The sequence below is a fragment of the Saccharothrix coeruleofusca genome (assembly GCF_014648515.1).
GTDB lineage: Bacteria > Actinomycetota > Actinomycetes > Mycobacteriales > Pseudonocardiaceae > Actinosynnema > Actinosynnema coeruleofuscum.
This window is the reverse complement of record NZ_BMRG01000009.1, coordinates 211431-237859: the sequence shown is the minus strand read 5'-3', so window position 1 is coordinate 237859 and position 26429 is coordinate 211431. Positions and strand designations below refer to the sequence as shown.

Genomic DNA, 26429 nt, shown 5'->3' with positions numbered 1-26429 from the left:
TGGCGAGTACGGTCCCCAGACCCGCAAGGCGATGAGGCACTACCCGGTCAAGACCGGAACGTCCTGCAACCGGGTGCCGTGAGCGAGCGAGTCCGGTGCGGGGCCGCGCCCCGCACCGGGCTCACCGGCGCGCGGTCACAGCACGCGCGTCGCGTAGGGCGTGATCCCGCCGTAGCGCACGGGTGCCAGGCGGACCACCGAACCGGAGTACGGCGCTTCCACCATCAGTCCGTCACCCAGGTAGAGCGCCACGTGCGTGCCGCCGCCGGGCCCCCAGAACAGCATGTCCCCGCGCTGCGCCTGGGCCAGCGGCACCTTGCGGCCCGCGTTGTGCTGGGCGCCGCTGTGGCGCGGCAGTCGGACCCCCACACCCGCGAAGGCGTACACCATCAGCCCGGAGCAGTCGAACCCGACCGCGCGGTAGTCGCCGTGGGAGTCGCCGACACCCCAGTCCCGCACGCCCACGGTGGGACCTTGGTGGTTGCCGCCACCCCACGAATAGCGCACGCCCAACTGCGCCATCGCCCTGGTCACCACGATCTCCACGGCACCGCGCGAGGACACGGCGGGCGCGGCGGCCCCTTCCGCGCGCCGCTGGTCCGCGTCTCGCGCCTGCCCCACCGCCCTGGCCAGCTCGGCTTCGAGCGCCGCCTTGTCCCGCCCGAGCGCGACGGCCTGCCCGGCCTGCTCCTGCCGGGCCTTCGCGGCCAGCGCCCGCGCCGCGTCGGCGGCCCGCTCGGCCCGGTCGGCGGCGGCCTGCTCGCGCTCGGCCCGCGCCAGCGCCCGGCGCGCGGCGGCGGCTCTGGTCGCCTTCTCCGCCCGGCTGCGCCGGACCTCCTCCAGCACGCCCAGCCCGGCGCCGCCCGCCACCTCCAGCAGGTGGACGCGGGCCAGCAGGTCCTGCGGGCTGGTCGCGCCGAAGTAGGCGGTGATCGAGCCGACCACGCTGCCCTGCAGGTAGCTGGCGGTGGCGACCTCGTCCAGCGCGGTGCGCGCCGCCTCGACGGCCTCATCGGCCCTGGCGGCCTCGGCCTCGGCCGCCTCGGCCGCCTGGCGGGCCCTGGCCGCCTCGCCGCGCGCGGCCTCGAAGTCGGCACGGGCCTTGTCGGCCAGTTCGGCGGCGTGCGCGACCTCGTCGGCCAGCGCCCGCAGCCGGGCATCGACCCTGGCCAGCTCCTTGGTCAGGGTGTCGACGCGGGGCGTGGCGGGGTCGAGCCGCTTGCGCCCCGCGCTGACCTCGGGGTCCGGTGGGGGCACCGCTGCCGCCGTGCCCGCGAACGACACCAGGGCGGTCAGCACGACCGCGCCGCAAGCACCCCACCGACCCACGCACACCTCCCGCCCGTTCGGCTCAGCGGACTGCTCCGTTCAGCCGTACTCGCGGGGGACTGTGCCACTGCTGCCCCAACAGCACCACTCGACCCGGCCGCACCACCGGTCACAGGTGGCGCGACCGCGCCGTCAGTTCACCTTCCGGTCCAGTCCCGCCCAGTAGGGTTCGCGCAGCTTGAACTTCTGGATCTTGCCGGTGGCCGTGCGCGGGATGGCCGCGCGGAACTCCACCGAGGTGGGCGCCTTGTAGCCGGCCAGTCGCCGCTTGCAGTGCGCGATCAGCTCGGCCTCGGTCGCCGAGGCCCCCTCCGCCAGCACCACCAGCGCCTTGATCGTCTCGCCCCACTTCTCGTGCGGCACGCCGATCACCGCGACCTCGGCCACCGCCGGGTGGGCGAACAGGGCGTCCTCGACCTCGATGGAGGAGACGTTCTCCCCACCGGTGATGATCACGTCCTTCTTGCGGTCGGAGATGGTCAGGTGGCCCTCGTCGTCGAGGTGGCCGCCGTCCCCGGTGTGGAACCAGCCGCCCTCCAGGGCCTCGGCGCTGGCCCGCGGGTTGTCCCAGTAGCCGTCCATCACCACGTTGGAGCGGGCCAGCACCTCGCCGCTGTCGGAGATGGCCAGCCGGGTGCCCAGCGCGGGGGCGCCCGCGCGGGAGAGCTTGCGGGCGCGCTCCTCGGCGGGCAGCGCGTCGTCCGCTGGCCGGGCGCGGTTGAACGTGAGCAGCGGTGAGGTCTCGGTCAGGCCGTAGATCTGGAGGAACTCCCAGCCCAGCTCCTCGGTGACGCGGGCGATGGTGCGGCTGGGCGGCGGCGCGCCCGCGCACACGACGCGCACCGCGTCCCGACCGGGGATCTCCCCCGACCAGCTCCGCGCGGCGTCGAGCACGGCGTTCCACACCGCGGGCGCGCCGCACATCAGCGTCACCCCGTGGTCGCGCACGCGGCGCAGGATCTCCGCGCCGTCGACCTTGCGCAGCACCACCTGCGGCACGCCCAGCCCGGCCAGCCCGAACGGCATCCCCCAGCCGTTGCAGTGGAACATCGGCAGCACGTGCAGGTAGACGTCGCGCTCCCAGGCGCGGGTGTGCATGGCGAAGGTCACCGCGTTGAGCCAGATGTTGCGGTGGGTCAGCCGCACGCCCTTGGGCCGCGCGGTGGTGCCCGAGGTGTAGTTGATCGTCGCCGTGGCGTCCTCGTCGGGCGCGCTCCACGGCCTCGGCTCGACGTCGAACCGCATCAGCTCGGTCTCGGTCTGCTCACCGAGGGTGAACCGGTGCGGCGCGGTGACGCCGTCCAGCTCCAGCTCCGGGTCGACCAGCAGCACCGACGCGCCGCTGTGCTCGACGATGTAGGACACCTCGTCGGGCCGCAGCCGGAAGTTGACCGGCACGCAGACGCGCCCGCTGCCGGGCACCGCGTGCAGCAGTTCCAGCAGCCGCGCGGAGTTGTGGCTGACCACGGCGACGCGCTCGCCCTCGCCGACGCCGAGCGCGTCGAACCCGGCCTGCCAGGCGCGGACCCGCGCGCCCAGCTCGCGGTAGGTGGTGGTGGGCACCGGGGCGGCGGGCTGCGCGGGTTCGTCCACCGTGGCGGTGGAGTCCGCGAAGACCCGCTCGGCGCGGTCGAGGAAGTCGGTGACAGTCAGTGGCACCCGCATGGGGACGACTCTATTGAGCCGCCACCACCCGGACCAGGGCTCGGAACGGGTGGTTCACCAGGTGCTCGGGTCGCCCCAGGTCCTGATCGGACGCTGTGCGGCGGCCACCGGCGCCGCCACCAGCTCCGGCAGCACCCCGCCGACCGGCCCGCGCACCACGGCCGCGGCCAGCCCGTCGCACGGGGTCGGCTCGGCGTTGCAGATCACCACCGCCGCGCCCGCCCGCGCCGCCAGCTCCACCAGCCCCGCCGCGGGCTGCACCTGCAACGAGGTCCCGGCGACCAGCATCAGGTCGCAGTCCAGCGCCGCCGCGCGGGCGGCCCGCAGGACATCCGGGTCCAGTCGCTGTCCGAAGGAGACGGCCGTGGACTTGAGGATGCCGCCGCACGCCGGGCAGTCCGGTTCCTCCTCACCCGCGCGGACCCGCTCCAGCGCGTCGCGCATCGTGCCGGTCGCCCCGCAGGACAGGCACACCGTGCCCAGCAGAGACCCGTGCAGCTCCACCACCGACGTCGAGCCCGCCCGCTGGTGCAGGCCGTCGACGTTCTGGGTGAGCAGCGCGCGCAACCTGCCCGCGCGCTCCAGGTCCACCAGCGCCCGGTGCGCGGCGTTCGGCTCGGCGGTCCACATCGGGTGGTGCAGCCTGCCGCGCCACGCCAGCCTGCGCACCGCCGGGTCGGCCAGGTAGTCCTGGAGGCTGGAGCGGCGGCCCGCGTCGGCGTCGGCGGTCCACACGCCCTCGGGACCGCGGAAGTCCGGGATGCCCGACTCGGTGGAGACGCCCGCGCCGGTCAGCGCGGTGATCCGCCGCGCGCGTGCCATCGCCTCCCGTGCGTTCATACCCCCACCGTGACACGGTCCCCGGCGAGAGCGCCAACCGCCCTGCGAGCATGTTCCGGTGCTGAGGAGACGGGTGGGTTCCGCGCTGGCGGCTGTTGGCTTGGTCACCGCGGTGGTGGGCGCGTTCCTGCCGTGGCTGCGGTCGGGAACGGTGAGCCGGAGCAGTTACCAAGTGCTCGCGTTCCGTGGTTTCGCCGGGTTGGACGACACGTCCGGGGAAGTGATCCGGGCCATCTGGGTGGCAGTCATCCCGTTGGCCGTGTGCTCCGTGCTCCTTTGGGCACTACATCTTCACCGGATCGCGGCAATTTTTGTTCTTCTTTTTGGCACGATGACGGGAACGGTGGCGGCACTTGCCGCCGTCCAAGGGGGCAACGAGGGAGCACTGGTCGGGATCAGCCTGATCGGACCGGTGACCACCCTCGGTGGTGCCGTGCTGGCGGTCGCGGGGGCGATCACCGCGCTCACCGCACCGGCCCGCGCAGCGATCATCTCTCCAGGAGGAGCACCGTGACCTACCCAGGTGGCGGCGGAGGCGAATGGCCACCGCAGCCCAACCCGCACCAGCCGGGGCAGCCCTATGGCGGTCCTCAGCAGCCGCAGCAGGGCGGCTGGCCGCAGACCGGCCCGCAGCCCCAGCAGGGCGGTTACCCGCAGACCGGCCCCCAGCCCGCCTACGGCCAGCAGCCGCCGTTCGGCCAGCAGCCCCAGTTCGGGCAGCCGCAGTTCGACCAGCAGTTCGGGCAGCAGCCCTACGCCTACGCGGGGGGCGAGCCGCCGAAGAAGAAGCGCACCGGACTGGTCGTCACCGCCATCGTCGCGGTGCTCGCGCTGGCTGCGGGCACGGTGGCCACGGTGTGGGCGCTGCGCAGCTCCAGCGACGCGGCGGCCGGTTCGGACAGCCCGAGCGCCGCGGCGAACAACCTGCTCAGCGCGCTGGGCAGCGGTGACGTGCTGGGCATCATGAACGGCCTCGCCCCGGCCGAGGCGCAGCTGAGCAAGGACTACACCGAGGCCACCGTCTCCGAGGCCAAGCGGCTGGAGATCCTCAAGCCCGACGCGGACCCGAACAAGCTCACCGGTGTCCAGATCAAGAGCGAGGGCATCAAGTTCGACGAGGCCGCCGCGGTCAAGGTCAACGACCGGCTGACCATCAACAAGGTGGTCGAGGGCAAGATCACGGTCACCTCCGACGTCAAGCAGGTCCCGCTGACCGACAAGCTGGTCGAGGCGCTGGGCGCGGAGCTGGACAAGGAGCCGCAGAGCGAGACGCTGGACTTCGCCGAGGTCAAGGCCGAGCGGGACGGCAAGCCCATCGGCATCGCCACCATCAAGGTCGGCGACGAGTGGTACCCCAGCCTCTTCTACACCATCGCCCACGCGGCGCTGGAGGAGGAGAAGCTGGAGTGGCCCGCGAAGGGCATCGCCCCGGCCGGGGCGGGCTCGGCCCAGGACGCGGCCAAGCAGATCCTGGAGGCTGGGCTCGACGGCGACCTGGAGAAGGTCATCGCGCTGCTGCCGCCGGACGAGATGGGCGTGCTGCAGGACGTCGGTCCGGTCCTGCTGGAAGAGGCGGGCAAGGTGTCCGCGACCGGCGCGAAGCTGCTGGAGCTGGAGACCGACGCCAAGGACGTCGCGGGCGGCAAGCAGCTGACCATCCGCAAGCTGATCGTCGAGGCCGACGGTGAGAAGGTGGAGGTCAGCCGGGACGGCGACTGCTACACCGTGCGGGTGCAGCGCCAGTCCCAGGGCCTGTGCGCGGACGAGATCGCGCAGCTGATCGAGCAGCAGGGCGGCAGCCAGATCCCGCCCGCCGCGGTCGACGTGATCTCCAGGATCGGCGCGCAGGTGCTCAAGGACGGCCTCGGCGTGGTGGCGACCGAGGTCGACGGCAAGTGGTACGTCAGCCCCATCCGCAGCTACAGCGAGGTCTTCCTGACGCTGCTGCGGGGTCTGCAGCCCAAGGACATCGACGAGCTGCTCAAGGCCGCCAAGTAGTCCGGTTCACCGAAGGGGGCCCGTCGTGCAGGCGGGCCCCCTTCGCCGTGCTCGCCCGCCGTCCCACGTCATCCCCTGCGCGGCCCCAGCTTCGTGGCGGTCAAGGTAGCGATCACCAGCAGCGCCAACGCGCACGCGCCGGAGACCAGCAGCACGGGCAGGACGCCGCGCTGGTCGTTCAGCGCCCCCAGCACGCTGCCCACCGGGGGCACCCGTCCCAGCGGGAACGGCAGCACCACCAGCGCGGTCGCCGCGAGCACGCCCCACCCGAGCCTGGTGATCACCGGCCGGGCGCACAGCAGGCCGACGCCGACCCCGGTCAGCCCGCACACCAGGTGCGCGCCGAAGCCCTGCGCCACCACCTCCGGCGGGTAGGGACGCGACTGGGTCAGCACCGGCACCCCGGTGGCCACCAGCGCCAGCAGGCACGCGCACAGCGCCGCGCTCATGGCGACCGCGCCCTGCACGCGGCCCCAGCCGCCCGCCGCCACCACGGTCACCGACCGCCGCACCGGGTCCTCGGCGGTGGCGACCACGACGGTCAGCCACACCGCCACCGGGTAGATCAGCACGCAGGACCCCGCGTAGGCGATCAGCGGCACCCCCGCGTCACTGGCGTACAACATCCCCAGCACCGCGAGGAACACCATCACCGGCGCCAGGAACCGCTGCGAGCGCAGCACGTCCGCCAGCAGGTACCGCACCAGCGCGTTCACCCTCCACCCCTCCGCGAGTCGCGCGTCCGGACACCCCGAACCGAGCGTTCCGACACCGCGAACCAAGCGTTCGCGCACCTCGGCGTCACGACCGCACGCTCCGCACCGAGCAGCCCAGCCGCAGCACCTCCGCCAGCACCCCGTCACTGGCGTCGCGCCGGACCTCCAGCCGCGCGCCGCCGCCGACCGCCGTGGCCGCCAGCACCCCGTCCAGCTCGCTCACCCGCGCCAGCAGCCCGCCCACCCGGTCCAGCTCGACCACCACCCCGGTCGGGGAGCCGCCGGTCAGCCGCAGCTCGCGCGCGTCGGGCAGGTCGTGGCCGTGGTGGTCGGTCAGCAGCACCGCCGCCCCCTCCTCCCGCGCCGTGGCGACCAGCTCGCCCAGCACCGCGCCCGCGGCCGCGTCCAGCCCGGACCACGGCTCGTCGAGCACCAGCAGGTCGGTGGCCTGCAGGGCTTGGACCAGCGCGACCTTCTGCGCGTTGCCCTTGGACAGCCGCGCCATCGGCGCGCTGTCGTCGCCGACGAACCCCAGCGCCTCCAGCAGGTCCCACCGCGCGGGCACGCCGCGCACGGCGGCCAGGTGCCCCAGGTAGGCGCGGGCCGACAGGCCGACCCCGGCGGGGAAGCGCTCGGGCAGGTAGCCGACCGAGGCCGGTCGGCGCACCCGCCCGGTGGTCGGCGCGGTCAGCCCCGCCGCCACCCGCAGCAGCGTGGACTTGCCCGAGCCGTTGCCGCCCGCGACCACCACCAGCTCCCCCGGCTCCACCGCGAGGTCCACGTCCCGCAGCACCCAGGGACCGCGCCCGTAGCGCTTGCCGATCCGATCAAGACCCAACACCGGGGCGATGATGCCGTGATCTCCGTGGGGTCGGGTTGAAGCCGAATACAGGACACGCGTACTGTTTAACCCGGGAGGGCGCCGCACCCGCGGGTGCGGAAGACTCACGGAAGTTCCCCAACCGACTTTTGCGCGTCACCAAGATGGAGTTGGTCGTGACTGCACCAGCGAGCAAGGACAGCTTCGGCGCCCGCGGCACGCTCACCGTCGGCGACGCCTCGTACGAGGTGTTCCGGCTGAGCGCGGTCGAGGGCGCGGAGCGCCTGCCGTACAGCTTGAAGATCCTGCTGGAGAACCTGCTGCGGACCGAGGACGGCGCGAACATCACCGCCGACCACGTGCGCGCCCTCGGCAGCTGGGACCCCACCGCCCAGCCCAACACCGAGATCCAGTTCACCCCGGCCCGCGTGGTCATGCAGGACTTCACCGGCGTGCCCTGCGTGGTCGACCTGGCCACCATGCGCGAGGCGGTGACCCAGCTGGGCGGCGACCCGGCCAAGGTCAACCCGCTGGCGCCCGCCGAGCTGGTCATCGACCACTCGGTGATCGCCGACGTGTTCGGCCGCCCGGACGCCTTCGAGCTGAACGTGGATCTGGAGTACGAGCGCAACCGGGAGCGCTACCAGTTCCTGCGCTGGGGGCAGACCGCGTTCGACGAGTTCAAGGTCGTCCCGCCGGGCACCGGCATCGTGCACCAAGTCAACATCGAGCACCTGGCGCGCGTGGTCATGGTCCGCGGCGGCCAGGCCTACCCCGACACCCTGGTGGGCACCGACAGCCACACCACCATGGTCAACGGCATCGGCGTGCTGGGCTGGGGCGTGGGCGGCATCGAGGCCGAGGCCGCGATGCTGGGCCAGCCGGTGTCCATGCTGATCCCGCGCGTGGTCGGCTTCAAGCTGCACGGCGAGCTGCCCGCGGGCGCCACCGCCACCGACCTGGTGCTGACCATCACGCAGATGCTGCGCGAGCACGGCGTGGTCGGCAAGTTCGTCGAGTTCTACGGCTCGGGCGTGGGCGCGGTGCCGCTGGCCAACCGCGCCACCATCGGCAACATGAGCCCCGAGTTCGGCTCCACCTGCGCGATCTTCCCGATCGACGGCGAGACCATCGACTACCTGAAGCTGACCGGCCGCTCGGCCGAGCAGCTGGCGCTGGTCGAGGCCTACGCCAAGGAGCAGGGCCTGTGGCACGACCCGGCGCGCGAGCCGGTCTACTCCGAGACCCTGGAGCTGGACCTGTCGACGGTCGTCCCGTCGATCGCCGGTCCCAAGCGCCCGCAGGACCGCATCGAGCTGACCAACGCCAAGGCGGCGTTCCGCCAGGCGCTGACCGACTACGTCAGCCACGGCGTGACCGGCGGCGACGACCGCAAGCCCGGCGTGCCGCAGAACACCGCGCCCTACGGCGCGGACTCGTCGGTGGACGAGGCGGTCTCCGAGTCGTTCCCGGCCAGCGACCCGCCCGCCTACGGCCACGAGGACGGCGCGAACGGCAAGCCCGCGGTCCACTCCGCCGCCGAGGGCAGCGACGGCCGCCCGTCCAACCCGGTCAAGGTGACCGTGGACGGCGCCGAGTTCGAGCTGGACCACGGCGCGGTCGCGATCGCCGCGATCACCTCGTGCACCAACACCTCCAACCCGTCGGTGATGATCGGCGCGGCCCTGCTGGCCAAGAAGGCCGTGGAGAAGGGCCTGGAGCGCAAGCCGTGGGTCAAGACGACCCTCGCGCCGGGCTCCAAGGTCGTCATGGACTACTACGAGCGCGCGGGCCTGCTGCCGTACCTGGAGAAGCTGGGCTTCCACCTGGTCGGCTACGGCTGCACCACGTGCATCGGCAACTCGGGTCCGCTGCAGGAGGAGATCTCCGCGGGCGTCAACCAGGGCGACCTGGCCGTGGTGTCGGTGCTGTCGGGCAACCGGAACTTCGAGGGCCGGATCAACCCCGACATCAAGATGAACTACCTCGCCTCGCCGCCGCTAGTGGTCGCCTACGCGCTGGCGGGCTCGATGGACAAGGACATCACCACCGAGCCGCTGGGCACCGACCAGAACGGCGAGCCGGTGTACCTGGCCGACATCTGGCCGTCGCCGCAGGAGATCTCCGAGGTCGTCGCGTCGGCGATCTCGCCGGAGGGCTTCACCAAGGGCTACGCCGACGTGTTCGCGGGCGACCAGCGCTGGCAGTCGCTGCCCACGCCGACCGGCAACACCTTCGAGTGGGACGCCGAGTCGACCTACGTGCGCAAGCCCCCGTACTTCGAGGGCATGGAGATGGAGCCCAAGCCGGTCACCGACATCAGCGGCGCGCGGGTGCTGGCGCTGCTGGGCGACTCGGTCACCACCGACCACATCTCCCCGGCGGGCGCGATCAAGGCCGACTCCCCGGCGGGCAAGTACCTCACCGAGCACGGCGTCGAGCGCAAGGACTTCAACTCCTACGGCTCGCGGCGCGGCAACCACGAGGTCATGATCCGCGGCACGTTCGCCAACATCCGGCTGCGCAACCTGCTGCTGGACGGCGTGCAGGGCGGCTACACCCGCAACTTCCTGGCGGACGGCGAGCAGACCACCATCTACGACGCCTCGGTGGCCTACGCCGAGGCGGGCGTGCCGCTGGTGGTGCTGGCGGGCAAGGAGTACGGCTCGGGCTCGTCGCGCGACTGGGCGGCCAAGGGCACCTCGCTGCTGGGCGTGCGCGCGGTGATCGCGGAGTCGTTCGAGCGCATCCACCGGTCGAACCTGATCGGCATGGGCGTGCTGCCGCTGCAGTTCCCGGCCGGTGAGTCGGCGGCTTCGCTGGGCCTGGACGGCACCGAGACCTTCGACTTCAGCGGCATCACCGCCCTCAACGACGGTGCGACGCCGGAGACGGTGAAGGTCGTGGCCACCAAGCAGGACGGCTCGAAGGTGGAGTTCGACGCGGTGGTCCGCATCGACACCCCCGGCGAGGCGGACTACTACCGCAACGGCGGCATCATGCAGTACGTGCTGCGCAAGATGGTCCGCAGCTGACGCGGACCGCGTTCGAGGGGCCGTCCGCTTCGGCGGGCGGCCCCTCGCCGTTCGCGCGGAACACGAAGGAAATATCGCACGCGCGATTTCCGGATTACAAATCCGCCCAGCCCGCTAACATTCGCCACCACAGCGGCGATGCACGATTCCGCTAACTCTTTCAGGTGAGTTCCGACCCCCTTTCCGAAAACCGCGCTTAATCTCACCGTGCCGGGCACCCCGACTCGTCGGGAACAGCGCGACGTGGTTCCACGGGGAATTCACGAGCGACCGGCGCGCACGAGAGAGATGCGACACCGATGAGAACCAGAAAGAGACAGACCTGCTTCACCGCGGCCGCCGTGCTCGCCGCGCTGGCCGTGCCGCTCGCGGCCGCGCCCGCCGCGCAGGCCGCAGGCGGCACCGTCACGGGCACCAAGTCGCTGGGCGCGACCGACATCGACTGCGGCGGGTCGGTCCCGGTGACCGTCGCGCTCGACGCCGAGAACGGCATCTCCGGCAGCCCGGTGGACGTCGCGCTGGTGCTCGACCGCTCGGGCAGCATGGCGGGCCAGCCGATCGCGGACCTGAAGACCGCCGCGAAGGGGTTCGTCGACCTCGTCGACGAGGCCACCGACGGCTCGCTGGACGGGGTCATCGCCAACGGCAGCAGGCTGGGCGTGGTCAGCTTCGCCTCCACCGCGACCGCGGACACGCCGCTGACCTCCGACGCCAACGCCGTGAAATCGGCCATCGACGCGCTGGTCGCCGACGGCAGCACCAACCACTCCGAGGCCATTTCCACCGCGCAGGCGCAATTGGCCGGATCACTGCCCGGAAACGCCAAGAAGATGGTCGTCATGACCGACGGCGAGACCACCGCGGGCGGCGACGCCAGTGACGACGCGGTCGCCGCGCGGGCGGCCGGGACGGAGATCTTCGGCATCGGGCTGGGTGCCGCCGACGAGGCCGAGATCCAGGACTGGACCAGCGACCCGGACAGCGCGCACTACCGCTACGCGCCGGACTCCGGTCAGCTGGCCGAGGTGTTCGCCGCCATCGGCGCGGCGATCGTCGTGCCCGCCGCCACCGGCGTGACGGTGGTGGACACCGTGGCGCCGCAGTTCTCCATCAGCTCCCCGGCGGTCTCCAAGGGGTCGGTCGCCCAGGCGGGCAACCAGCTCACCTGGACCATCGACGAGCTGGGCACCGAGTCGCCCACGCTGACCTTCACCGCGACGCACGACCCGGCGGCGGGCGGCGGCGCGCTGGCGGTCAACCCGTCGGTCGCCTACACCGACGCCGAGGGCCACGTGGTGACCTTCGCCAACCCGGTGGTGAACGTGCACGGGTGCGCGGCGGCCATCGACGTCGAGCCCGAGCACGCGGTCAACGAGCTGGGCACGCCGGGCCAGACGCACACCGCCACGGCGACGGTGACCGACGACTTCGGTGACCCGGTGGCGGGCGTGCCGGTGGACTTCACCGTGCTGTCCGGCCCGAACGCGGGCGCGGCGGGCGCGGCGGACACCTCGGGCGCGGGCACCTCGGACTTCACCTACCCCGGCGCGCAGAGCCTGGCCGGCCTGGGCACCGACAGCATCCGCGGCTGCTTCACCCACGCCTCGGGGCAGCAGCGGTGCGACGACGTGCTCAAGGACTGGGTGGACACCACTCCCCCGACGGTGACCTGCACGCCGACCAACAACCCCGGCGGCGGGACCGAGCCGCCCGCCGACAACGAGGACGGCTTCTTCCAGCTCACCGCCACCGACGCGGTGGACCCCGCCCCGGAGGTCTACGTCGCGGACTCGGCCAGCTCCTACGTCTTCGGAGGCTTCCCCAGCGGCACGAAGATCAAGCTGGTGCAGGCTCCGGGCGCCACGCCGAACCAGAAGGTCGGCGTGGGCGACATCGACTGGCGGATCACGCTCAACGGCGACGCGCTGGTGTACGCCGTGGACGCGTCGGGCAACCAGTCCGCCCCGGTGAGCTGCCTGGTGCCGCCCGGCCCCAAGTAGTCCCCGGACGATGAGCGGCGCGGCGCGCCCCGCGCCGCTCACCCGGGGGTCGGGCGCTCAGACGTCGTAGTCGCCGTCCTTGACGCCCGCGACGAACACCGCCCACTCCTCGTGGGTGAACACCGCCGTCGAACGGCATCACCTGGATGGTCGCGTTCTCCGTGGCGGAGTTGAAGTGGATCAGGTGGTCGAGTTGCTCGCTCATGACTTTCGGACCGCCGATGGCCGTGCGCAGAGCGCTTTCGCTCAGGATGCACCAGTAGCGCAGTGGCGGCCGGTGCGTGCGGGTCAGCAGCTTGCCGCGCTCCATCCTCAGGTCGAGCAGCTTGGCCACCTCGTTCCGCTGACCGTTCCACGTCCAGTCCAGCAGCGCCTCGGCGTACGGGCGGATCTGGAGGATGCCGGGCACCGGTTCGCTGGAGCAGCGGAGCGAGGACACCGCCTGCGCTTCCAGGTCCACGATCCGGCGGTGGTTGTCGGGCACGGTGGCGGCGGTGTACGGGCCGGGTGCCCGACGCCTGCGCGAAGTCCGGGCGAACCGCACCAGTTCCGCGCGTTCCTCGCCCATGACGCCGTAGTGGTCGAGCAGCCGCTCCAATTCCACCGGCTTGGGCTTGGACCGCCCGGTCTCCAGGTCGCCGATCTTCGAGATCGTGCACCCGAGCACCGTGGCGGCGCCCTCCCGCGTCACGCGCGCCTGTTCGCGCATTCGCCGCAGGGTCGCGGCGATCTGGATGTGCTCCGGCTGCACCCCGCGCATTGTCATGGTTTCAACGTAGCGGGCTGTCCGCCTTGCGAAAGTCACTCAACTGGATAAATGCGCGGCTCGACGTCAGTAGATGCGTTTGTCGACAAGGTTGGCGGAGCCGGGAGGTGAACGCGGGCGGTGCGGGGTTCGACATGGGCGCACCTGGAAGAGGACAGCGCCGTCAGCTATTGGGTCGCTCCCGATGACGATTGCGCCACGTTCGTGGTATTCGGTCCGATCGAAGTCGAGTGGGCCATGCCGCATTCGCTGGTCAAGCGCTGCCGCGACGTGTTCGACGCCGCGCTCCGCGATATCGACGCGGATATTCGATTACCGCTCCTCAGCGCATCGTCGCCCCGCCGTCGACGACGAGGACTTGCCCGGTCAGCGCTTGCGCGCCGTCGGAGGCGAGGAAGGCGACGGTGTGAGCGGTGTCCTCGGGGGTCAGCGGGCGCTTCATCGCCTGGGTGGCGACGACCGCTTCGATCTGCCCAGCGTCGTTGACGCTTCGCGCGATGGGCGTGTCGGTCAGGCCCGGCGCGACCGCGGTGACCGCGATCCCGTCGCCGCCGAGGTCGACGGCCAGCGTGCGCACGACGCCGAGCATGGCCCCCTTGCTGGCCACGTAGGGCAGGAACCGGGGATCGGGGGGCGACCAGAGCGTGTCGGAGGCGACGAGCACGATGCGGCCGAACCCGCGCTCGGCCATCCCCGGCGTGAACGCCCGCGCCAACCACAGCGCGGCTTCCACGTTGACGGCCTGGACGGCCCGCCAGCGCCGCGCGTCGAACTCCCCCAGGGACATCGGGTCGATGACGCCCGCGCAGTGGACCAGGACGTCGACCCGCCCGTACCGGTCCAGGACCTCGGCCGCGGCGCGCCTGGTCGCGGACTCCGACGCCAGGTCGGCGACGACGTCCCCGTCGCGCCTGCCGAGGGCGACCGTCCGGTGGCCCGTCGCGCCGAGCGCCGCGACGATGGCGCTCCCGATCGCGCCCGTGCCGCCGGTGACGACGGCGACGCGCTGCTCGCTTGCCATGCGCACCTGCTCTCAGGAGGAGGGATGTGCCGCCGAGTCGGGCTCTGGTCGTGCCGCCCGGCCGGGGGCGGGGCTGAGCGCGGACGAGCCCAGCAGCGCCAGCTTCTCGGCGTCCGCCGAACCCGCGTCGGCGTGGTAGATGACGAGGGTGATGCCCTCGGTCCCGCTGATCGCGAGCCGCTGGCGGTGCACTCGCAGCTGTCCCACCTGGGGGTGGTCGAACAGGACCGGGGTGACGCGCTGGTTGGCCACGTCGTGGCGGTTCCACAGGTCGCGGAAGCGCGGGCTCGCCACGGACAGCTCCCCGACCAGCTCGATGAAGCGCTGGTCGTCGGTGTCGGTGCCCACGGCCTGCCGGAGGCCGGCGACGTAGCACCTCGCGGTCCCGTCCCAGTCCAGGTGCAGGCCCTGCTCCGCCGGGTCGAGGAACACGTCGAGCAGCTGGTTGCGGCCGACCGCCAGGCGTGGTGACAGCGCGGTCGCCGCGGCGTTGGCGGCCAGGACGTCGAAGTAGCGCCCCTCGACGAACGCGGGGTGCGGCAGGGTCGGCAGCAGTTCGACGGTGCTGGCGGGCACCGCCTCCTCGCGGGGCCTGCGCCGGGGTCGCCGGGGCTTGTCCGCCACCAGGCTCAGCAGGTAGGCCACGTGCTCGTCGTCGAGCTGGAGGACGCGCGCGATGGATTCGAGGACCTGCGCCGACGGGTTGCGGTCGCGTCCCCGCTCCAAGCGCAGGTAGTAGTCGACGCTGATGCCTGCGAGCATGGCCACCTCCTCGCGCCGCAAGCCGGGCACCCGCCGCCCGCCGACGTCGGTGAGGCCCGCTTGCTCGGGGGTGACCAGCTCGCGGCGGGCGCGGAGGTACTCGCCCAGGCGATTCGGCTTGTCGGTCATGGGAATCAACGTATGCGGCGGGCGACCGGGCACGGGAGGACCTGTCACTACCAGGGTCCGCGGGGGCACTGGTCCGGTCCCGACGCCCGGCGTTGTCTGGCGGGGCCACCACTCACCCCACTCCACCGAGGAAGACCACTTCATGCGCTCACAGGTGAACCGGCAGATCGTCCTGGCGGCCCGGCCACACGGCAACCCCAAGGAGAGCGACTTCGAGATCGTGGAGCGCCCCGTGCCCGTCCCCGGCGACGGGCAGGTGCTCGTCCGGAACCTCCTGGTCTCGCTGGACCCCTTCAACCGCATCCTGATGGGCAACGCGAACAGCGACCAGGCCCCCATCGAGCTCGGCGAGACGATGTTCGGCTTCACCGTCGGCGTCGTCGAGCGCAGCGACGACCCCGCTTTCGCCGTCGGCGACCACGTCGTGGGCTTCACCGGCACCACCGGTTGGCAGGACTACGCCGTGTCCGACGGGTCGGACCTGCGGGTGGTCGACCCGGACGCGGTGCCGCTGTCGGCGCACCTGGGCGTGCTGGGCGTGACCGGCCTCACGGCCTGGGTCGGCCTGACCGAGGTCCTGGACCCGGAGCCGGGCGGGACGCTCGTGGTCACCGCCGCGGCGGGGGCCGTCGGCTCGGCCGCGGCCCAGCTGGGCAAGCTCCGGGGGCACCGGGTGGTGGGGATCGCGGGCGGCCCCGAGAAGACCCGCCACCTGCTCGACGACCTCGGCCTGGACGCCGCCGCCGACCACCGGGCACCCGACTTCGCCGAACGGCTCGCCCGCGCCGTGCCCGACGGGATCGACACCGTCTACGAGAACGTGGGTGCCGCCCTGTTCCCCGCGCTGGTGCCGCACCTGAACCGGGGCGCGCGGATCGCCGTGGGCGGCGTCATGTCGCAGATCACCCGGACCGGGGCCTTCGAGGGACCGGACCACCTGCCGGACCTGCTCAGGGCTGCCCTCTACAAGACCCTGACCATCCGCGGTTTCGACGTGACCGAGTTCTACGACCGCTACCCGCGGTTCCTCGCCGAGCTCACCCCGGCCGTGGTGGAGGGGAAGCTGCACCACAGCGCGCACGTCGTCGAGGGACTCGAAGCCATCCCCGCCGCGTTCCCCCGGATGTTCACCGGGCAGGTCGCGGGCAAGATGATCGCGGAGATCGGCTGAGCACGCCCGCCGACCGCGCGGACAGCCGCCTCAAGATCACCGGGTCGCGACCCGTGAGGACCTCGAGGCGGCTGTGGCCGTCACCGCGCTCCGGCGGACCGGTCAGGCGAAGGGCTGGTTGTCGGGCTGGAAGACCTGGCCGGACGCGGGTGCCTTGAGGTTGACCAGGTAGTCGGCCACCACGGCGTCCACGCCCGCGCTGTCGCCGAGGATGCAGTGGCCGAACGAGTCCACGCTCACCAGCACCGCGTTGCCCAGCTGCCGGGCCATGCGCTGCGAGAACTTGTACTGCGTGGCCGGGTCGTAGTAGTTGCCCACGACGACGACCGGGTTCGGGGTGCGCCGGTGCCACGGGCCCGACCACCGGTCCGGGGACCGCACCGGCCACGAAGCGCAGGTCAGCAGGTCGGACGCGGCCTGCATGCGGCCGAAGGTGGGCGATTCGCGCTCCCACTTCGCGGCCACCGCCGGGAACCGCTCGGGCACCTTCGGGAACGGCTTGTCCGAGCAGTTCACGCCGTAGTAGGAGTCGTCGGCGAGGTACTCGGCGTCACCCGCGACGCCCACCCGGACATCGGCCAGGCCGCGCTTGTTGGGAGGCGGGGCGGGCTGCTCGGCGATCCGCGCGGACGACGAGGCCGAGTCGGGGTGCAGGACGTTGTAGATGTCCTGCAACCACTCCGCCAACCCCTGGAACGCGCCGGGCGAGTACAGCACGCCCGCCACGCTGGTGATGTACGTGGCGTAGGTCACGACCGCGCCCCCCGGGAGGGTGATCGGGTTGGCGCGCAGGTGGTCGCGCACCTCGTCGAACTTGGCGCGCGGGTCGCCGCCGCTGTAGGCGCACTTGTCGCCCACGGCGTCGCAGTGCTTCAGGAACGCGTCGAGCGCGAGCTCGAAGCCCTGGGCGCGCTGCCGGTCGTACTCGGTGCCGTCACTGGTGCGCAGCGCCGGGTCAACGTTGCCGTCCAGCACCAGGGCGCGCGACTTGCTCGGGAACATGGCGGCGTAGGTGGCGCCGAGCAGCGTGCCGTAGGAGAAGCCCACGTAGTTCAACTGCTTGTCGCCCACGCCCTGGCGCAGCAGGTCCAGGTCGCGCGCCACGGCCTCGGTGGACATGTGCCGCAGCAGCGGCCCGGCGTTGCGGGCGCAGGCCGAGGTGTAGTCCTCGGTGGCGTCCATGGTGTCGCGGATCTCGGTGCGCGTCACCGGGACCGCCGCCATCCGGCCGAAGACCTCCCGCGCCTCCTCCTCGGTCTTGAAGCAGCGCAGCGGGGTGCTGCGGGCCACGCCGCGCGGGTCGAAGCCGACGAGGTCGAAGCGCTTGAGCACCTCGGGCTGGAACAGCGATCCGCTGTAGGTGGGGTAGAGCAGGCCCGAGCCACCCGGCCCGCCGGGGTTGAGGAACAGCGAGCCGATCCGGTTGGCCTGGTCGTCGGCGGACCGCTTCAGCAGCGCGATGGTGATCTTCTCGCCGTGCGGCTCGCGGTGGTCCAGCGGGACCGGGTGGTCGGCGCAGCTGACCTTGTCCCGCTCCTCGGCCGGGACCGAGGACAGCACGTCTTCCGGACAGGCCGCCCACTGGACCGGCGTCGCCCCCTGCGTCTCCTGCGCCGCCGCCGACCCGGTGGCCACGAGCCCCGACGCGGCGGTGCCGACGGCCAGCGCGACGGCCAGCGCTCTCCTTGCGAGTGGATGTAACACGAGTGTCGCTCCCTCAGGTCTCCCTCGGCGCCGCCCTCCTCCGGTGCCGCGACGCCATCGCCGGAGGCTCCCACCATCGGGCAGCGGACAACACCCGCAGAACGGAGGTTTTGCGTACGTTCTGTGATGCATCCAGTCTCATGAGTGGCCAGAGAGAGGCTCGACTCCGTGAACGAACGGCTACGGGCAAGGCGGGCTCAGCGGCCACGGGCACGTCCAGAGCACGTAGGCGAAGGCCGACTTCGTGGAGGTGTTGTAGTCACAGGAGTACGCGGAGATCCGCCCCTTGGCCCGCAGCACCCTCATGGACTCGTCGCACTTGCGGCAGGCGGTGGTCCGATCACCGCCGAAGTTGCCGTAGTGGACCGATCCGGGCACCGGGCGCGCGTCCGTGCAGTAGACCAGCACCCCCACGTCGGTGACCGCGGGTCGCGCCGTCCGCTCCACCGCCACCGCTCCCGATGTCGCGGTGGTGAGCGACACCACCACCACGAGCACGGCGACCAGCGACCCGACCACACGTCGCATCAGAACCATGCGCTGCTCCTTCCCGAGCACCGGCGTTGACCAGACGAGTTCTAGTGCGGACGGGTGGTCTTGGATCGATCCCGGCGCGGTGAACGACGAGCACTGGACAATGGAGCACGGGGGGAGACGTGCCATGCCGCGCAAAGAACGCCCGCTCGACGCGGGTGACAGCACGTTGGTGGAGTTCGCCGAAGGGCTGCGCGAGCTGCGCGCCAGAGCGGGCCTGCCGCCCTACCGGACGCTGTCCGCGCGGGCGCACTACTCCGCCGCCGCGCTGTCGGAGGCGGCCAGCGGCCGCAAGCTGCCCAGCCTCGGCCTGACCCTCGCCTACGTGGGCGCCTGCGGCGGGGACGTCGAGGAGTGGGAGCGGCGCTGGCACGACATCGCCGCGGAGCAGGCGGGCAGGCAGCCGCCGCAGGACGGCGGCGACCCGCCGTACCGGGGGCTGGCCGCGTTCCAGCGGGAGGACGCCCACCACTTCTACGGCCGCGACCGGCTCGTCGGGCAGCTGTGCGACCGGTTGTCCCGGCACCGGTTCGTCGCCGTGTTCGGCGCGTCGGGCTCGGGCAAGTCGTCACTGCTGAGAGCGGGCCTGCTGGCGCGGCTGGACTCCGCGGTGCTGCTCACCCCCGGCCCCTTCCCGGTCGAGGAGTACCGGCGCGTGCTCGCGGACGGCGGGGACCGGGAGCGGGTGGTCGTCGTCGACCAGTTCGAGGAGGTCTTCACGCTGTGCCGGGACCAGGCCCAGCGGGACCGCTTCATCGAGCTGCTGGTGGGCGCCTGCCGCGCGGAGCACGGCGGTCACCGGGTGGTCATCGGCGTCCGGGCCGACTTCTTCGCGCACTGCACCGCCTACCCGGAACTGGTGGAGGAGCTGCGCGACGGCCAGCTCACCGTCGGCCCCATGACGGCCGTCGAGCTCCAGCGGGCCATCACCCAGCCCGCCGTCAACGCGGGCTGCACCGTGGAGGGCGCGCTGCAGGCGGCGATCGTGGCCGAGGCCGCCGGACGGCCGGGTGTCCTGCCGCTGCTGTCGCACGCCCTGCTGGAGACCTGGCACCGCCGCCGGGGCAACGCGCTGACGCTGGCCGCCTTCCAGGCCGCGGGCGGCTTGACCGGCGCGCTCGCGCAGACCGCGGAGTCGGTCCACGACGCGCTGCCCCCGCACCAGCGCGACCTGCTCAAGAACCTCTTCCTGCGCCTGACCGCGTCCGACGAGGAGGCGGGCGACACCAAGCGGCGCGTCGCGTGGGACGAGCTGGACGACCACGCCGACCTGACCGCGGTGCTGCGGCGGCTGACCGAGAACCGGCTGCTCACCGTCGACCGCGAGGGCGTCGAGATCGCCCACGAAGCGCTCATCCAGCGATGGCCCCGCCTGCGCCAGTGGCTGGCCGAGGACCGCGAGGGCAGGCGGCTGCACCGCCACCTCACCGAGGCCACCGACGCCTGGGAGGCGCTGGGCGGGGACGCGGGCGCGCTCTACCGCGGCACCCGGCTGGCGCTGACCCTGGACTGGGCGGCGGGCAACCCCGCCGCGCTGACCCGGCGCGAACAGCGGTTCCTGCACGCGAGCAGGTCCGCCGAGCTGCGCGGCCACCGCCGCCTGCGCCGTCTGGTGGCGCTGCTGGGCGTGCTGTTCCTGCTGGCGGTGGCCGCGACGGCGTTCGCCGTGCGGACCGGTGCGACCGCCGCCGCGCAGCGCAACGCCGCCCTCGCCCAGATCGCGGCGGGCGAAGCGGTCGCGCGCTACCCGGACGACCCGGACCTGGCGGTCCAGCTCGCGCTGGCCGCGCACCGCCAGGCCCCCACCGACCACACCCGCGACAGCCTGCTCAGCACCCTGCCCCTGGCCGTGGTCGGTCACTCCAACGAGGTCCTCTCCACGGTGTTCGCCCCGGACGGCCGCACGATGGCCACCGCCGGGTTCGACCGCGCGGTGCGGCTGTGGGACGTCACCGACCCGCGACGGCCCACCGAGCTGGCCACCCTGACCGGGCACGACGAGGGCATCTACGGGACGGCCATCAGCCAGGACGGCCGCACCCTGGCCACCGCGAGCACGGACCGCACCGCGCGGCTGTGGGACATCACCGACCCCCGGCGCGCCGTGCAGATCGCCGTCCTCCAGCACGCCGAAGCGGTCTACTCGGTCTCGTTCAGCGCCGAGGGCGGCACCCTGGCCGTGAGCGGGTTCGACCACACGGTGCGGCTGTGGGGGGTCGAAGACCCGCGCAGCCCCGTCGAGCTCGCGGTGCTCGCGCACGCCGAGGCGGTCAACGTGGTCGAGTTCAGCCCGGACGGCCGCACGCTGGCCAGCGGCGGCATGGACCGCGCGGTGCGGCTGTGGGACGTCCGCGACCCCCGGCGACCGGTCGAGCTGACCACCCTCACCGAGCACACCGACGGCATGCACGCGCTGGCGTTCAGCCCCGACGGCCGCACCCTGGCCAGCGGGGGCGACGACCACACGGCGCGGCTGTGGGACGTCACCGACCCGCGGCGACCCACCCGGCTGGCCGTGCTCACCGGGCACGTCGACGGGATCTACGCGCTGGCGTTCAGCCCCGACGGCCGCACCCTGGCCAGCGGCAGCGACGACCGCGCGGTGCGGCTGTGGAACGTCGCCGACCCCCGCGGCCCCGTCGGTGTGGCCACCCTCAGCGGCCACACCGACGCGGTGAGCGAACTCGTCTTCAGCCCCGACGGCCGGGTGGTCGCCACGGCGAGCTGGGACAACACCGTCCGGCTGCTCACCACGGACTTCTCGCGGGCCATCGCGCACGCCTGCGAGCGCGTCCGCGAACCGCTGACCCGCGCGGAGTGGGAGCGCCACTTCCCCGGCCTCGACCACCGGCCGCCCTGCGCGGGCTGAGCGGGCCTACGGCAGGACCCGCGCCAGCGTCAGCGCGAAGCGGGCACCGCGATCGGTCCACCAGCGGACCGGCTCGAAGCCCGCCGCGGCCAGCTCGCGCTCCACGCCCTCGCGGCGGAACTTCGCGGAGACCTCGGTGCGCAGTTCCTCGCCCCGCTCGAACCCGACCTCCAGGTCCAGCGCCGCCACCCGGACGCGGACGGGGCGCTCCGCGCGCAGCCGCATCTCGATCCACTCCTGCTCGGCGTTCCACAGCGCCACGTGCGAGAACGCGTCGGGGTCGAAGTCGGCCGCCAGCTCGCGGTTGAGCACCCGCAGCACGTTGCGGTTGAACCGCGCGGTCACGCCCGCCGCGTCGTCGTAGGCGCGGACCAGCGTCGCGGGGTCCTTGACCAGGTCGGTGCCCAACAGCAGCCACTCCCCCTCGTGCAGCACGTCCCGCACGGACGCGAGGAACTTCTCCCGCTCCTCGGGGAGCAGGTTGCCGATGGTGCCGCCCAGGAACGCCACCAGCCGGGGCGAGGTGCCCGGCAGCAGCCCCAGGTGCTCGGTGAAGTCGCCCACCACGCCGTGCACCCGCAGTCCGGGGTAGTCGGCCATGATGTCCGAGGCCGCCGCGGTCAGCGCCGAGGACGACACGTCCAGCGGCACGAACTCCCGCAGCGAGGGCCGCAGCGCGTCCAGCAGCAGCCGGGTCTTCTCCGACGACCCCGACCCCAGCTCCACCAGCGCCCGCGCCGCCGTCAGCTCGGCGATCTCACCGGCCCGCGCCACCAGGATCTCCCGCTCGGCGCGGGTCGGGTAGTACTCCGGCAACCGGGTGATGCGCTCGAACAGCTCGCTGCCCACCGCGTCGTAGAACCACTTGGGGGACAGCCACTTCGGTCGCGCGGTCAGCCCTTCGCGCGCCTCCAGGCGCAGCGCGCGCGCCGCGTCCTCGGGGGTGAGGTGCACGTCCAGCACTGGCTCGGTCATCGTCGTCCTATCGGTTGAACGTCCACAGTGGAGGGATCGGCCACGACGACGCGGCCGTCGGGCACCTCGGCCCACGGCCCGTCGTCCAGCGGCTCGGAGGACAGGGTCACCGCGCCGTCGTCGCGGCGCACCCACAGCGAGTGCGTCCACGTCGTACCGACCAGCACGGAACCGTTGGTGAGCAACAGGTTCAGCCGCGATCCGGGCGCGGCGGCGGCCACCTCGGCGACCACGCCCGCCACGGCATCGGCCGGTGCGCTCCCGGCGTTCAGCCGGGAGCGCACCAACGCCCACAACAGGGCCGAGTCCGTGGGCGCGTCGAGCGTCAGCAGCGACTCCACCGGCAGCGACGCGGCCAGGTCCACCACGGACGAGGGCCAGTCGACCACCCGTCCGTTGTGGCTGAACAGCCACCGCCCGTCGGTGAACGGCGCGCACGCGGTGTCCACCACCGGCATCCCGACGGTGGCCGAGCGCACCGCGGCCAGCACCGCGCCCGAGGCGGTGACCCGGCTCAGCGCGGCCAGGTTCTCGTCGGCCCAGATCGCCCCGGCCCTGCGGTAGCGCACCGCGGGGCCGCCGGGCGCGGGGTACCAGCCCACGCCGTACCCGTCGGCGTTGATCGTGCCGCCCCCGCGCATGTCCGCCGGGGCGTAGGACTGGTGCACCAGCGAGTGCGGCGGCTCGTGCACCAGCCGTGCGATGGGCACGGCGGGGCCCAGGTAACCCAGGTGGCGGCACACGTCAGGCCAGCTCCTGCGGCGCGGCGTCGCGCGCGCACCGGAAACCCGCGAAGATCTGCCGCCGGATCGGGAAGTCCCAGTTGCGGAACGTCGCGCGCACCGCCGCCGGGTCGGTCCCGAAGGACCCGCCGCGCAGCACCTTGTAGTCGGAGCCGAAGAACACCTGCGAGTACTCCGCGTACGGGAACACCTCGAACCCGGTGTAGCCGTGGAAGTCCGAACTGGTCCACTCCCACACGTCGCCGATGAGCTGGTGCACGCCCAGCGGCGACGCGCCCGCCGGGTAGGCCCCCACCGGCGCGGGTGACAGGTGCCGCTGGCCGAGGTTGGCGTGCGCCTCGGTGGGCTCCTCGTCGCCCCACGGGTAGCGCCGGGAGCGCCCGGTGGCCGGGTCGAAGCGGGCCGCCTTCTCCCACTCCACCTCGGTGGGCAGCCGCTTGCCCGCCCACCTCGCGTACGCCTCGGCCTCGTAGTAGCAGACGTGCACCACCGGCTGGTCGTCCACCAGGGGCGCGACCGCGCCGAACGCCTGCCGGTACCAGCGGTCGCCCTCGCGCAGCCAGAACCGCGGGGCCTCCAGCGACGCCTTGCGCGCATGCGCCCAGCCCGCCTCGCTCCACCAGCGCGGGTCGGTGTAGCCGCCGTCGGCGATGAACTCGGCGTAGGCCCGGTTGGTCACCGGCGCGGTGTCGATGAAGAACGGCCGGGTGAACGCCTGGTGCGCGGGCCGCTCGTTGTCCAGCGCCCACGCCTCGGTCGAGGTGCCCATGGTGAACGGGCCGCCGGGCACCAGCACCTCGGCCGGGCCGACCGGCCCGCCCGCCGGGGGCGGCGGCGCGTGCAGCACCGGCGGACCGACCCGCAGCTGGTGGGTGGCCAGCATGGTCTCGTCGTGCTGCTGCTCGTGCTGCACGATCATGCCGAACGCGAACCCGCCGTCCACCAGCCGGTCGCCCTCCAGCGGGACGCGCTCCAGCACGTCGAACACCTTGTCGCGCACCTCGCCGACGTACCGGCGGGCTTCGGCGGGCCCGAGCAGCGGCAGCTCCGGCCGCACCGCGCGGGCGTGCTTGAACGCGTCGTAGAGCTCGTCGATGTCGGCGCGGACCGGCTCGCGCCCGCCCACGTCGCGCACCAGCCACAGCTCCTCCTGGTTGCCGATGTGCGCCAGGTCCCACACCAGCGGCGACATCAGCTTCGAGTGCTGGCGCACCAGGTCGTCGTCGTCCACCGCGTCGGTGAGCGCGACGCTGCGGGCGCGAGCCCTGGTCAGCTGCGCGGCCACCCGGTCGCGCAACTCCTCGGTGCTGGTCATGAACGGCCCCCTCCGATCTTCTCAGCGGTCCTGCCCGCGGTCTTCTCCGCGAGCGTGCGGTGCAGCTCCTCGGCGATGGCGTCGGCCCGGTCGGCGGGCAGGTCGGTGCGGTGCAGCCACCGGCAGCCCAGGTCGACCACCGCGCGCGCGGCGCCTGCCAGCGCCGGGTCGGCCAGGCCGTGCCGGGCGGCGGCCAGCCACCGGCCCGCCACCGCCTCGGTGGCCGCCAGCACCCCGTCCACCGCGGCCGCGTCGGAGAACAGCGCGGCCAGCAGCGCGGTCGGGGCCGCCCACCCGCCCGGCGGGGGCGTGTCGAGGTAGCGGACCTCCAGGTACCCGCGCGGCCGGACCGGCGGGAACTGCAGGCTCAGGTGGTAGTCCAGGTCCTCGGTGGTGGGCGGCTGCTCCAGCGCCCCGGCGATCCAGTCCGCGAAGGTCAGCGGGAACGGCGGTCGCCAGTCGCGGCCGGGCCTGCGCAGCACGATCACCGGCGAGTCGATCACCCGCCGGGCCCACGCCGCCACCGGGTCCGCGCACACCGCCGCGGGGCGGGTGCGCACCGGGTCGGTGCCGTAGACGGTGCGCATCCGGGCGCAGGTCCAGTCCGCGCGCCGCCCGCCGATGCCGGGCGAGTTGGCGAACAGCGCCAGCAGCACCGGTCCCAGCGCGTGCACCGCCGCCCACCGGGCGGGCAGGTCGGCGCGCTCGCCGGTGTCCAGGCACACCTGCATCCCGGCGGTGCTGCACATCATGGTCAGGCCCTCGGGGCCGATCGGCTCGAACGCCCGCTCCATCGCGGTGTAGCGGGGCACCCGCAGCATCCTGCGGGGCGGTCGGTGCGGATCGGCGCCGCGGTCGCCGAGCACCAGGCCCGCGGGCTCCAGCAGGGCGGTGAGGTGGTCGACGTCCTCCGCGACCGTGTCGAGCAGCTCTGCCAGCGAGTCGCGGGGAGGGGTGGAGATCTCCACCTGCCCGCCCGGTTCCACCGTCAGCGGGGTGCCGCTGGGCAGCGGCCGCTGCGGGCTGTCCGGGACGAGGGTGGGTGGTGCGTGCTTGCCCAGCGCCGCCGCGAGCACTTCGGCGTCCAGCTGGCGGGCCGGGTCATCGGCGTGGTGGACGGTCCACTCGATCTCGACTCCGAGCAGTCTCGGGGGGCCGTGCTTGAAGCACACCGAGGCCACGTATGCCTCGGCTTCCGCGCGGTCGCGGAAGACCGCCGGAGCGGGCCCCTGCGCCGGGTCAGGACGAACAGCTGCGACCATTCGCTCTCCCAGGTGTTTCGGGCGTGGTTTCGAAGCTACACCGGGGTACCGACAGTCGCACACACCTCAAACCCTTGCGGGCCAACACATCCGCCGCGGTGTCCGATTTGCACCGGGCACCGCGCGGTGCTTGCACAAGCCCATTCGGGAAAACAACCGCCAAGCGTTCACACTTCGTTCCCGACCGGACGTCCGCCGGTCACCTCGCCGACCACGCCCGCCCCCGCAGCTCGACCCGCGTCCGGTCGGCGTCCCAGGCCAGCCGGTCCAGCTCGACCAGTGCGGCGCGGTGCTCGCCCGCCACCTCCGGCCTGCCGCCGGAGTAGGCGACCGCCGGGGCGTCGGCGAACTCCAGGTAGACGAACGGGCGCAACAGGCTCGGCCGCGCGCCCGCCGTGAACGGCACGACCCGCACCGGCCACGGCGACTCGGCCAGCGCGCGCAATTGCGCGGTCATCACGGCCGGGCCGCCGACCGGGGTGAGCAGGGCGGCCTCGTGCAGGTAGAAGGTGTAGCGCGGGGCGGTGGGCGACCGCGGGGTCGCGGCCGGGTCGAAGACCTCGGCGTACTCGGGGGTGCGCAGCGGCGCGGGCACCGCGAGCACCTCGTAGCAGGTCACGGCGTCGGCCTTGCGCTCGTCGAGCGCCAACTGCTGCCCGTGGCCCAGCAACCGGATCAGGTCGATGGCCTCCACCGCCGCCCGCGCTCCCGGCAACCCGCCGAGCAGCCGCGCCGCGCCCGTTTCCCCTGTCGTCACGAAAGCGCACCGTAATGG

The 26429-nt window shown here is 73.0% G+C and carries 21 protein-coding genes; 6 read left to right on the top strand and 15 right to left on the bottom strand.

Annotated elements, in window-relative coordinates; translation table 11 throughout:
* Positions 1 to 135: 135 nt before the first annotated feature.
* The 3 genes from IEZ00_RS22590 to IEZ00_RS22580 form a co-directional block, all read right to left on the bottom strand.
* The gene (locus tag IEZ00_RS22590; RefSeq protein WP_189225301.1) at positions 136 to 1329 is read right to left on the bottom strand and encodes an NlpC/P60 family protein; all 1194 of its coding nucleotides are present in this window, start codon (positions 1327 to 1329) and stop codon (positions 136 to 138) included.
* Positions 1330 to 1461: 132 nt separating this feature from the next.
* A complete protein-coding gene (locus IEZ00_RS22585) occupies positions 1462 to 2994 on the bottom strand; it encodes an AMP-binding protein (RefSeq protein WP_189225300.1) in 1533 nt (510 codons plus the stop codon).
* A 54-nt stretch (positions 2995 to 3048) separates the two neighbouring features.
* On the bottom strand, positions 3049 to 3834 hold the full coding sequence (locus IEZ00_RS22580) for an SIR2 family NAD-dependent protein deacylase (protein WP_189225299.1): 786 nt from the start codon (positions 3832 to 3834) through the stop codon (positions 3049 to 3051).
* A 73-nt stretch (positions 3835 to 3907) separates the two neighbouring features.
* Here IEZ00_RS22580 and IEZ00_RS22575 point away from each other — a divergent pair, with 73 nt between their 5' ends.
* Positions 3908 to 4348, top strand: a complete 441-nt coding sequence (locus IEZ00_RS22575) for a hypothetical protein (RefSeq protein WP_229795989.1) — start codon at positions 3908 to 3910, stop codon at positions 4346 to 4348.
* Positions 4345 to 5832 (top strand): flagellar basal body protein FliL, encoded by a 1488-nt coding sequence (locus IEZ00_RS22570; RefSeq protein ID WP_189225297.1) that lies wholly within the window; start codon positions 4345 to 4347, stop codon positions 5830 to 5832. Before IEZ00_RS22575 ends, IEZ00_RS22570 begins: the two co-directional genes overlap by 4 nt.
* Before the next feature lie 68 nt (positions 5833 to 5900).
* Here the strand turns inward: IEZ00_RS22570 and IEZ00_RS22565 are convergent, their stop codons facing one another.
* Together IEZ00_RS22565 and IEZ00_RS22560 are read right to left on the bottom strand one after the other, a co-directional pair.
* Positions 5901 to 6548, bottom strand: a complete 648-nt coding sequence (locus IEZ00_RS22565) for a hypothetical protein (protein WP_189225296.1) — start codon at positions 6546 to 6548, stop codon at positions 5901 to 5903.
* A gap of 85 nt (positions 6549 to 6633) precedes the next feature.
* Complete coding sequence (locus IEZ00_RS22560; RefSeq protein WP_229795988.1) at positions 6634 to 7389, bottom strand: ABC transporter ATP-binding protein; 756 nt, start codon at positions 7387 to 7389, stop codon at positions 6634 to 6636.
* Between the two features lie 155 nt (positions 7390 to 7544).
* On the opposite strand from IEZ00_RS22560, the gene IEZ00_RS22555 reads away from it, so the two are divergent.
* Together IEZ00_RS22555 and IEZ00_RS22550 are read left to right on the top strand one after the other, a co-directional pair.
* Positions 7545 to 10403 (top strand): aconitate hydratase, encoded by a 2859-nt coding sequence (locus tag IEZ00_RS22555; protein WP_229795987.1) that lies wholly within the window; start codon positions 7545 to 7547, stop codon positions 10401 to 10403.
* A 299-nt stretch (positions 10404 to 10702) separates the two neighbouring features.
* On the top strand, positions 10703 to 12403 hold the full coding sequence (locus tag IEZ00_RS22550) for a vWA domain-containing protein (protein WP_189225293.1): 1701 nt from the start codon (positions 10703 to 10705) through the stop codon (positions 12401 to 12403).
* Here IEZ00_RS22550 and IEZ00_RS22545 read toward each other — a convergent pair.
* The 3 genes from IEZ00_RS22545 to IEZ00_RS22535 all read right to left on the bottom strand — a co-directional run bounded on the left by IEZ00_RS22545 (position 12315) and on the right by IEZ00_RS22535 (position 15081).
* Positions 12315 to 13169 (bottom strand): helix-turn-helix domain-containing protein, encoded by an 855-nt coding sequence (locus tag IEZ00_RS22545; protein WP_189225292.1) that lies wholly within the window; start codon positions 13167 to 13169, stop codon positions 12315 to 12317. The genes IEZ00_RS22550 and IEZ00_RS22545 overlap by 89 nt on opposite strands.
* A gap of 322 nt (positions 13170 to 13491) precedes the next feature.
* Positions 13492 to 14190, bottom strand: coding sequence for an SDR family NAD(P)-dependent oxidoreductase (locus tag IEZ00_RS22540; protein ID WP_189225291.1), 699 nt, complete (start codon positions 14188 to 14190; stop codon positions 13492 to 13494).
* A gap of 12 nt (positions 14191 to 14202) precedes the next feature.
* A complete protein-coding gene (locus IEZ00_RS22535) occupies positions 14203 to 15081 on the bottom strand; it encodes a helix-turn-helix domain-containing protein (RefSeq protein WP_189225290.1) in 879 nt (292 codons plus the stop codon).
* Positions 15082 to 15223: 142 nt separating this feature from the next.
* Between IEZ00_RS22535 and IEZ00_RS22530 the strand changes: the two genes are divergently transcribed.
* Positions 15224 to 16252: an NADP-dependent oxidoreductase gene (locus IEZ00_RS22530; protein ID WP_189225289.1), complete on the top strand. Its 1029-nt coding sequence runs from the start codon at positions 15224 to 15226 to the stop codon at positions 16250 to 16252.
* Between the two features lie 102 nt (positions 16253 to 16354).
* Here IEZ00_RS22530 and IEZ00_RS22525 read toward each other — a convergent pair whose 3' ends face one another.
* Both IEZ00_RS22525 and IEZ00_RS22520 read right to left on the bottom strand, forming a co-directional pair.
* The gene (locus IEZ00_RS22525; RefSeq protein ID WP_229795986.1) at positions 16355 to 17956 is read right to left on the bottom strand and encodes an alpha/beta hydrolase; all 1602 of its coding nucleotides are present in this window, start codon (positions 17954 to 17956) and stop codon (positions 16355 to 16357) included.
* A 180-nt stretch (positions 17957 to 18136) separates the two neighbouring features.
* On the bottom strand, positions 18137 to 18493 hold the full coding sequence (locus IEZ00_RS22520) for a hypothetical protein (RefSeq protein WP_189225287.1): 357 nt from the start codon (positions 18491 to 18493) through the stop codon (positions 18137 to 18139).
* A 124-nt stretch (positions 18494 to 18617) separates the two neighbouring features.
* Here IEZ00_RS22520 and IEZ00_RS22515 point away from each other — a divergent pair, with 124 nt between their 5' ends.
* Complete coding sequence (locus IEZ00_RS22515) at positions 18618 to 21359, top strand: WD40 repeat domain-containing protein (protein WP_189225286.1); 2742 nt, start codon at positions 18618 to 18620, stop codon at positions 21357 to 21359.
* A gap of 6 nt (positions 21360 to 21365) precedes the next feature.
* On the opposite strand, the gene egtD is transcribed toward IEZ00_RS22515, so the two are convergent.
* The 5 genes from egtD to IEZ00_RS22490 form a co-directional block, all read right to left on the bottom strand.
* A complete protein-coding gene (gene egtD, locus IEZ00_RS22510; protein WP_189225285.1) occupies positions 21366 to 22334 on the bottom strand; it encodes an L-histidine N(alpha)-methyltransferase in 969 nt (322 codons plus the stop codon).
* Positions 22331 to 23077, bottom strand: coding sequence for an ergothioneine biosynthesis protein EgtC (egtC, locus tag IEZ00_RS22505; protein ID WP_189225284.1), 747 nt, complete (start codon positions 23075 to 23077; stop codon positions 22331 to 22333). The genes egtD and egtC overlap by 4 nt, the downstream gene beginning before the upstream one ends.
* 1 nt (position 23078) lies before the next feature.
* The gene (gene egtB, locus IEZ00_RS22500) at positions 23079 to 24392 is read right to left on the bottom strand and encodes an ergothioneine biosynthesis protein EgtB (protein ID WP_189225283.1); all 1314 of its coding nucleotides are present in this window, start codon (positions 24390 to 24392) and stop codon (positions 23079 to 23081) included.
* Positions 24389 to 25654, bottom strand: a complete 1266-nt coding sequence (locus tag IEZ00_RS22495) for a glutamate-cysteine ligase family protein (RefSeq protein ID WP_189225282.1) — start codon at positions 25652 to 25654, stop codon at positions 24389 to 24391. Before IEZ00_RS22495 ends, egtB begins: the two co-directional genes overlap by 4 nt.
* A gap of 199 nt (positions 25655 to 25853) precedes the next feature.
* On the bottom strand, positions 25854 to 26411 hold the full coding sequence (locus tag IEZ00_RS22490) for a Scr1 family TA system antitoxin-like transcriptional regulator (protein ID WP_189225281.1): 558 nt from the start codon (positions 26409 to 26411) through the stop codon (positions 25854 to 25856).
* Positions 26412 to 26429: the final 18 nt, after the last annotated feature.

Excerpts from the sequence above, each read along its gene's own strand:
- IEZ00_RS22585 (WP_189225300.1), bottom strand. The coding sequence starts at position 2,994 with ATGCGGGTGCCACTGACTGTCACCGACTTCCTCGACCGCGCCGAGCGG.
- IEZ00_RS22580 (WP_189225299.1), bottom strand. The coding sequence starts at position 3,834 with ATGAACGCACGGGAGGCGATGGCACGCGCGCGGCGGATCACCGCGCTG.
- IEZ00_RS22550 (WP_189225293.1), top strand. The coding sequence starts at position 10,703 with ATGAGAACCAGAAAGAGACAGACCTGCTTCACCGCGGCCGCCGTGCTC.
- IEZ00_RS22545 (WP_189225292.1), bottom strand. The coding sequence starts at position 13,169 with ATGACAATGCGCGGGGTGCAGCCGGAGCACATCCAGATCGCCGCGACC.
- IEZ00_RS22540 (WP_189225291.1), bottom strand. The coding sequence starts at position 14,190 with ATGGCAAGCGAGCAGCGCGTCGCCGTCGTCACCGGCGGCACGGGCGCG.
- IEZ00_RS22535 (WP_189225290.1), bottom strand. The coding sequence starts at position 15,081 with ATGACCGACAAGCCGAATCGCCTGGGCGAGTACCTCCGCGCCCGCCGC.
- IEZ00_RS22530 (WP_189225289.1), top strand. The coding sequence starts at position 15,224 with ATGCGCTCACAGGTGAACCGGCAGATCGTCCTGGCGGCCCGGCCACAC.
- IEZ00_RS22520 (WP_189225287.1), bottom strand. The coding sequence starts at position 18,493 with ATGGTTCTGATGCGACGTGTGGTCGGGTCGCTGGTCGCCGTGCTCGTG.
- IEZ00_RS22515 (WP_189225286.1), top strand. The coding sequence starts at position 18,618 with ATGCCGCGCAAAGAACGCCCGCTCGACGCGGGTGACAGCACGTTGGTG.
- egtD (WP_189225285.1), bottom strand. The coding sequence starts at position 22,334 with ATGACCGAGCCAGTGCTGGACGTGCACCTCACCCCCGAGGACGCGGCG.
- egtB (WP_189225283.1), bottom strand. The coding sequence starts at position 24,392 with ATGACCAGCACCGAGGAGTTGCGCGACCGGGTGGCCGCGCAGCTGACC.
- IEZ00_RS22495 (WP_189225282.1), bottom strand. The coding sequence starts at position 25,654 with ATGGTCGCAGCTGTTCGTCCTGACCCGGCGCAGGGGCCCGCTCCGGCG.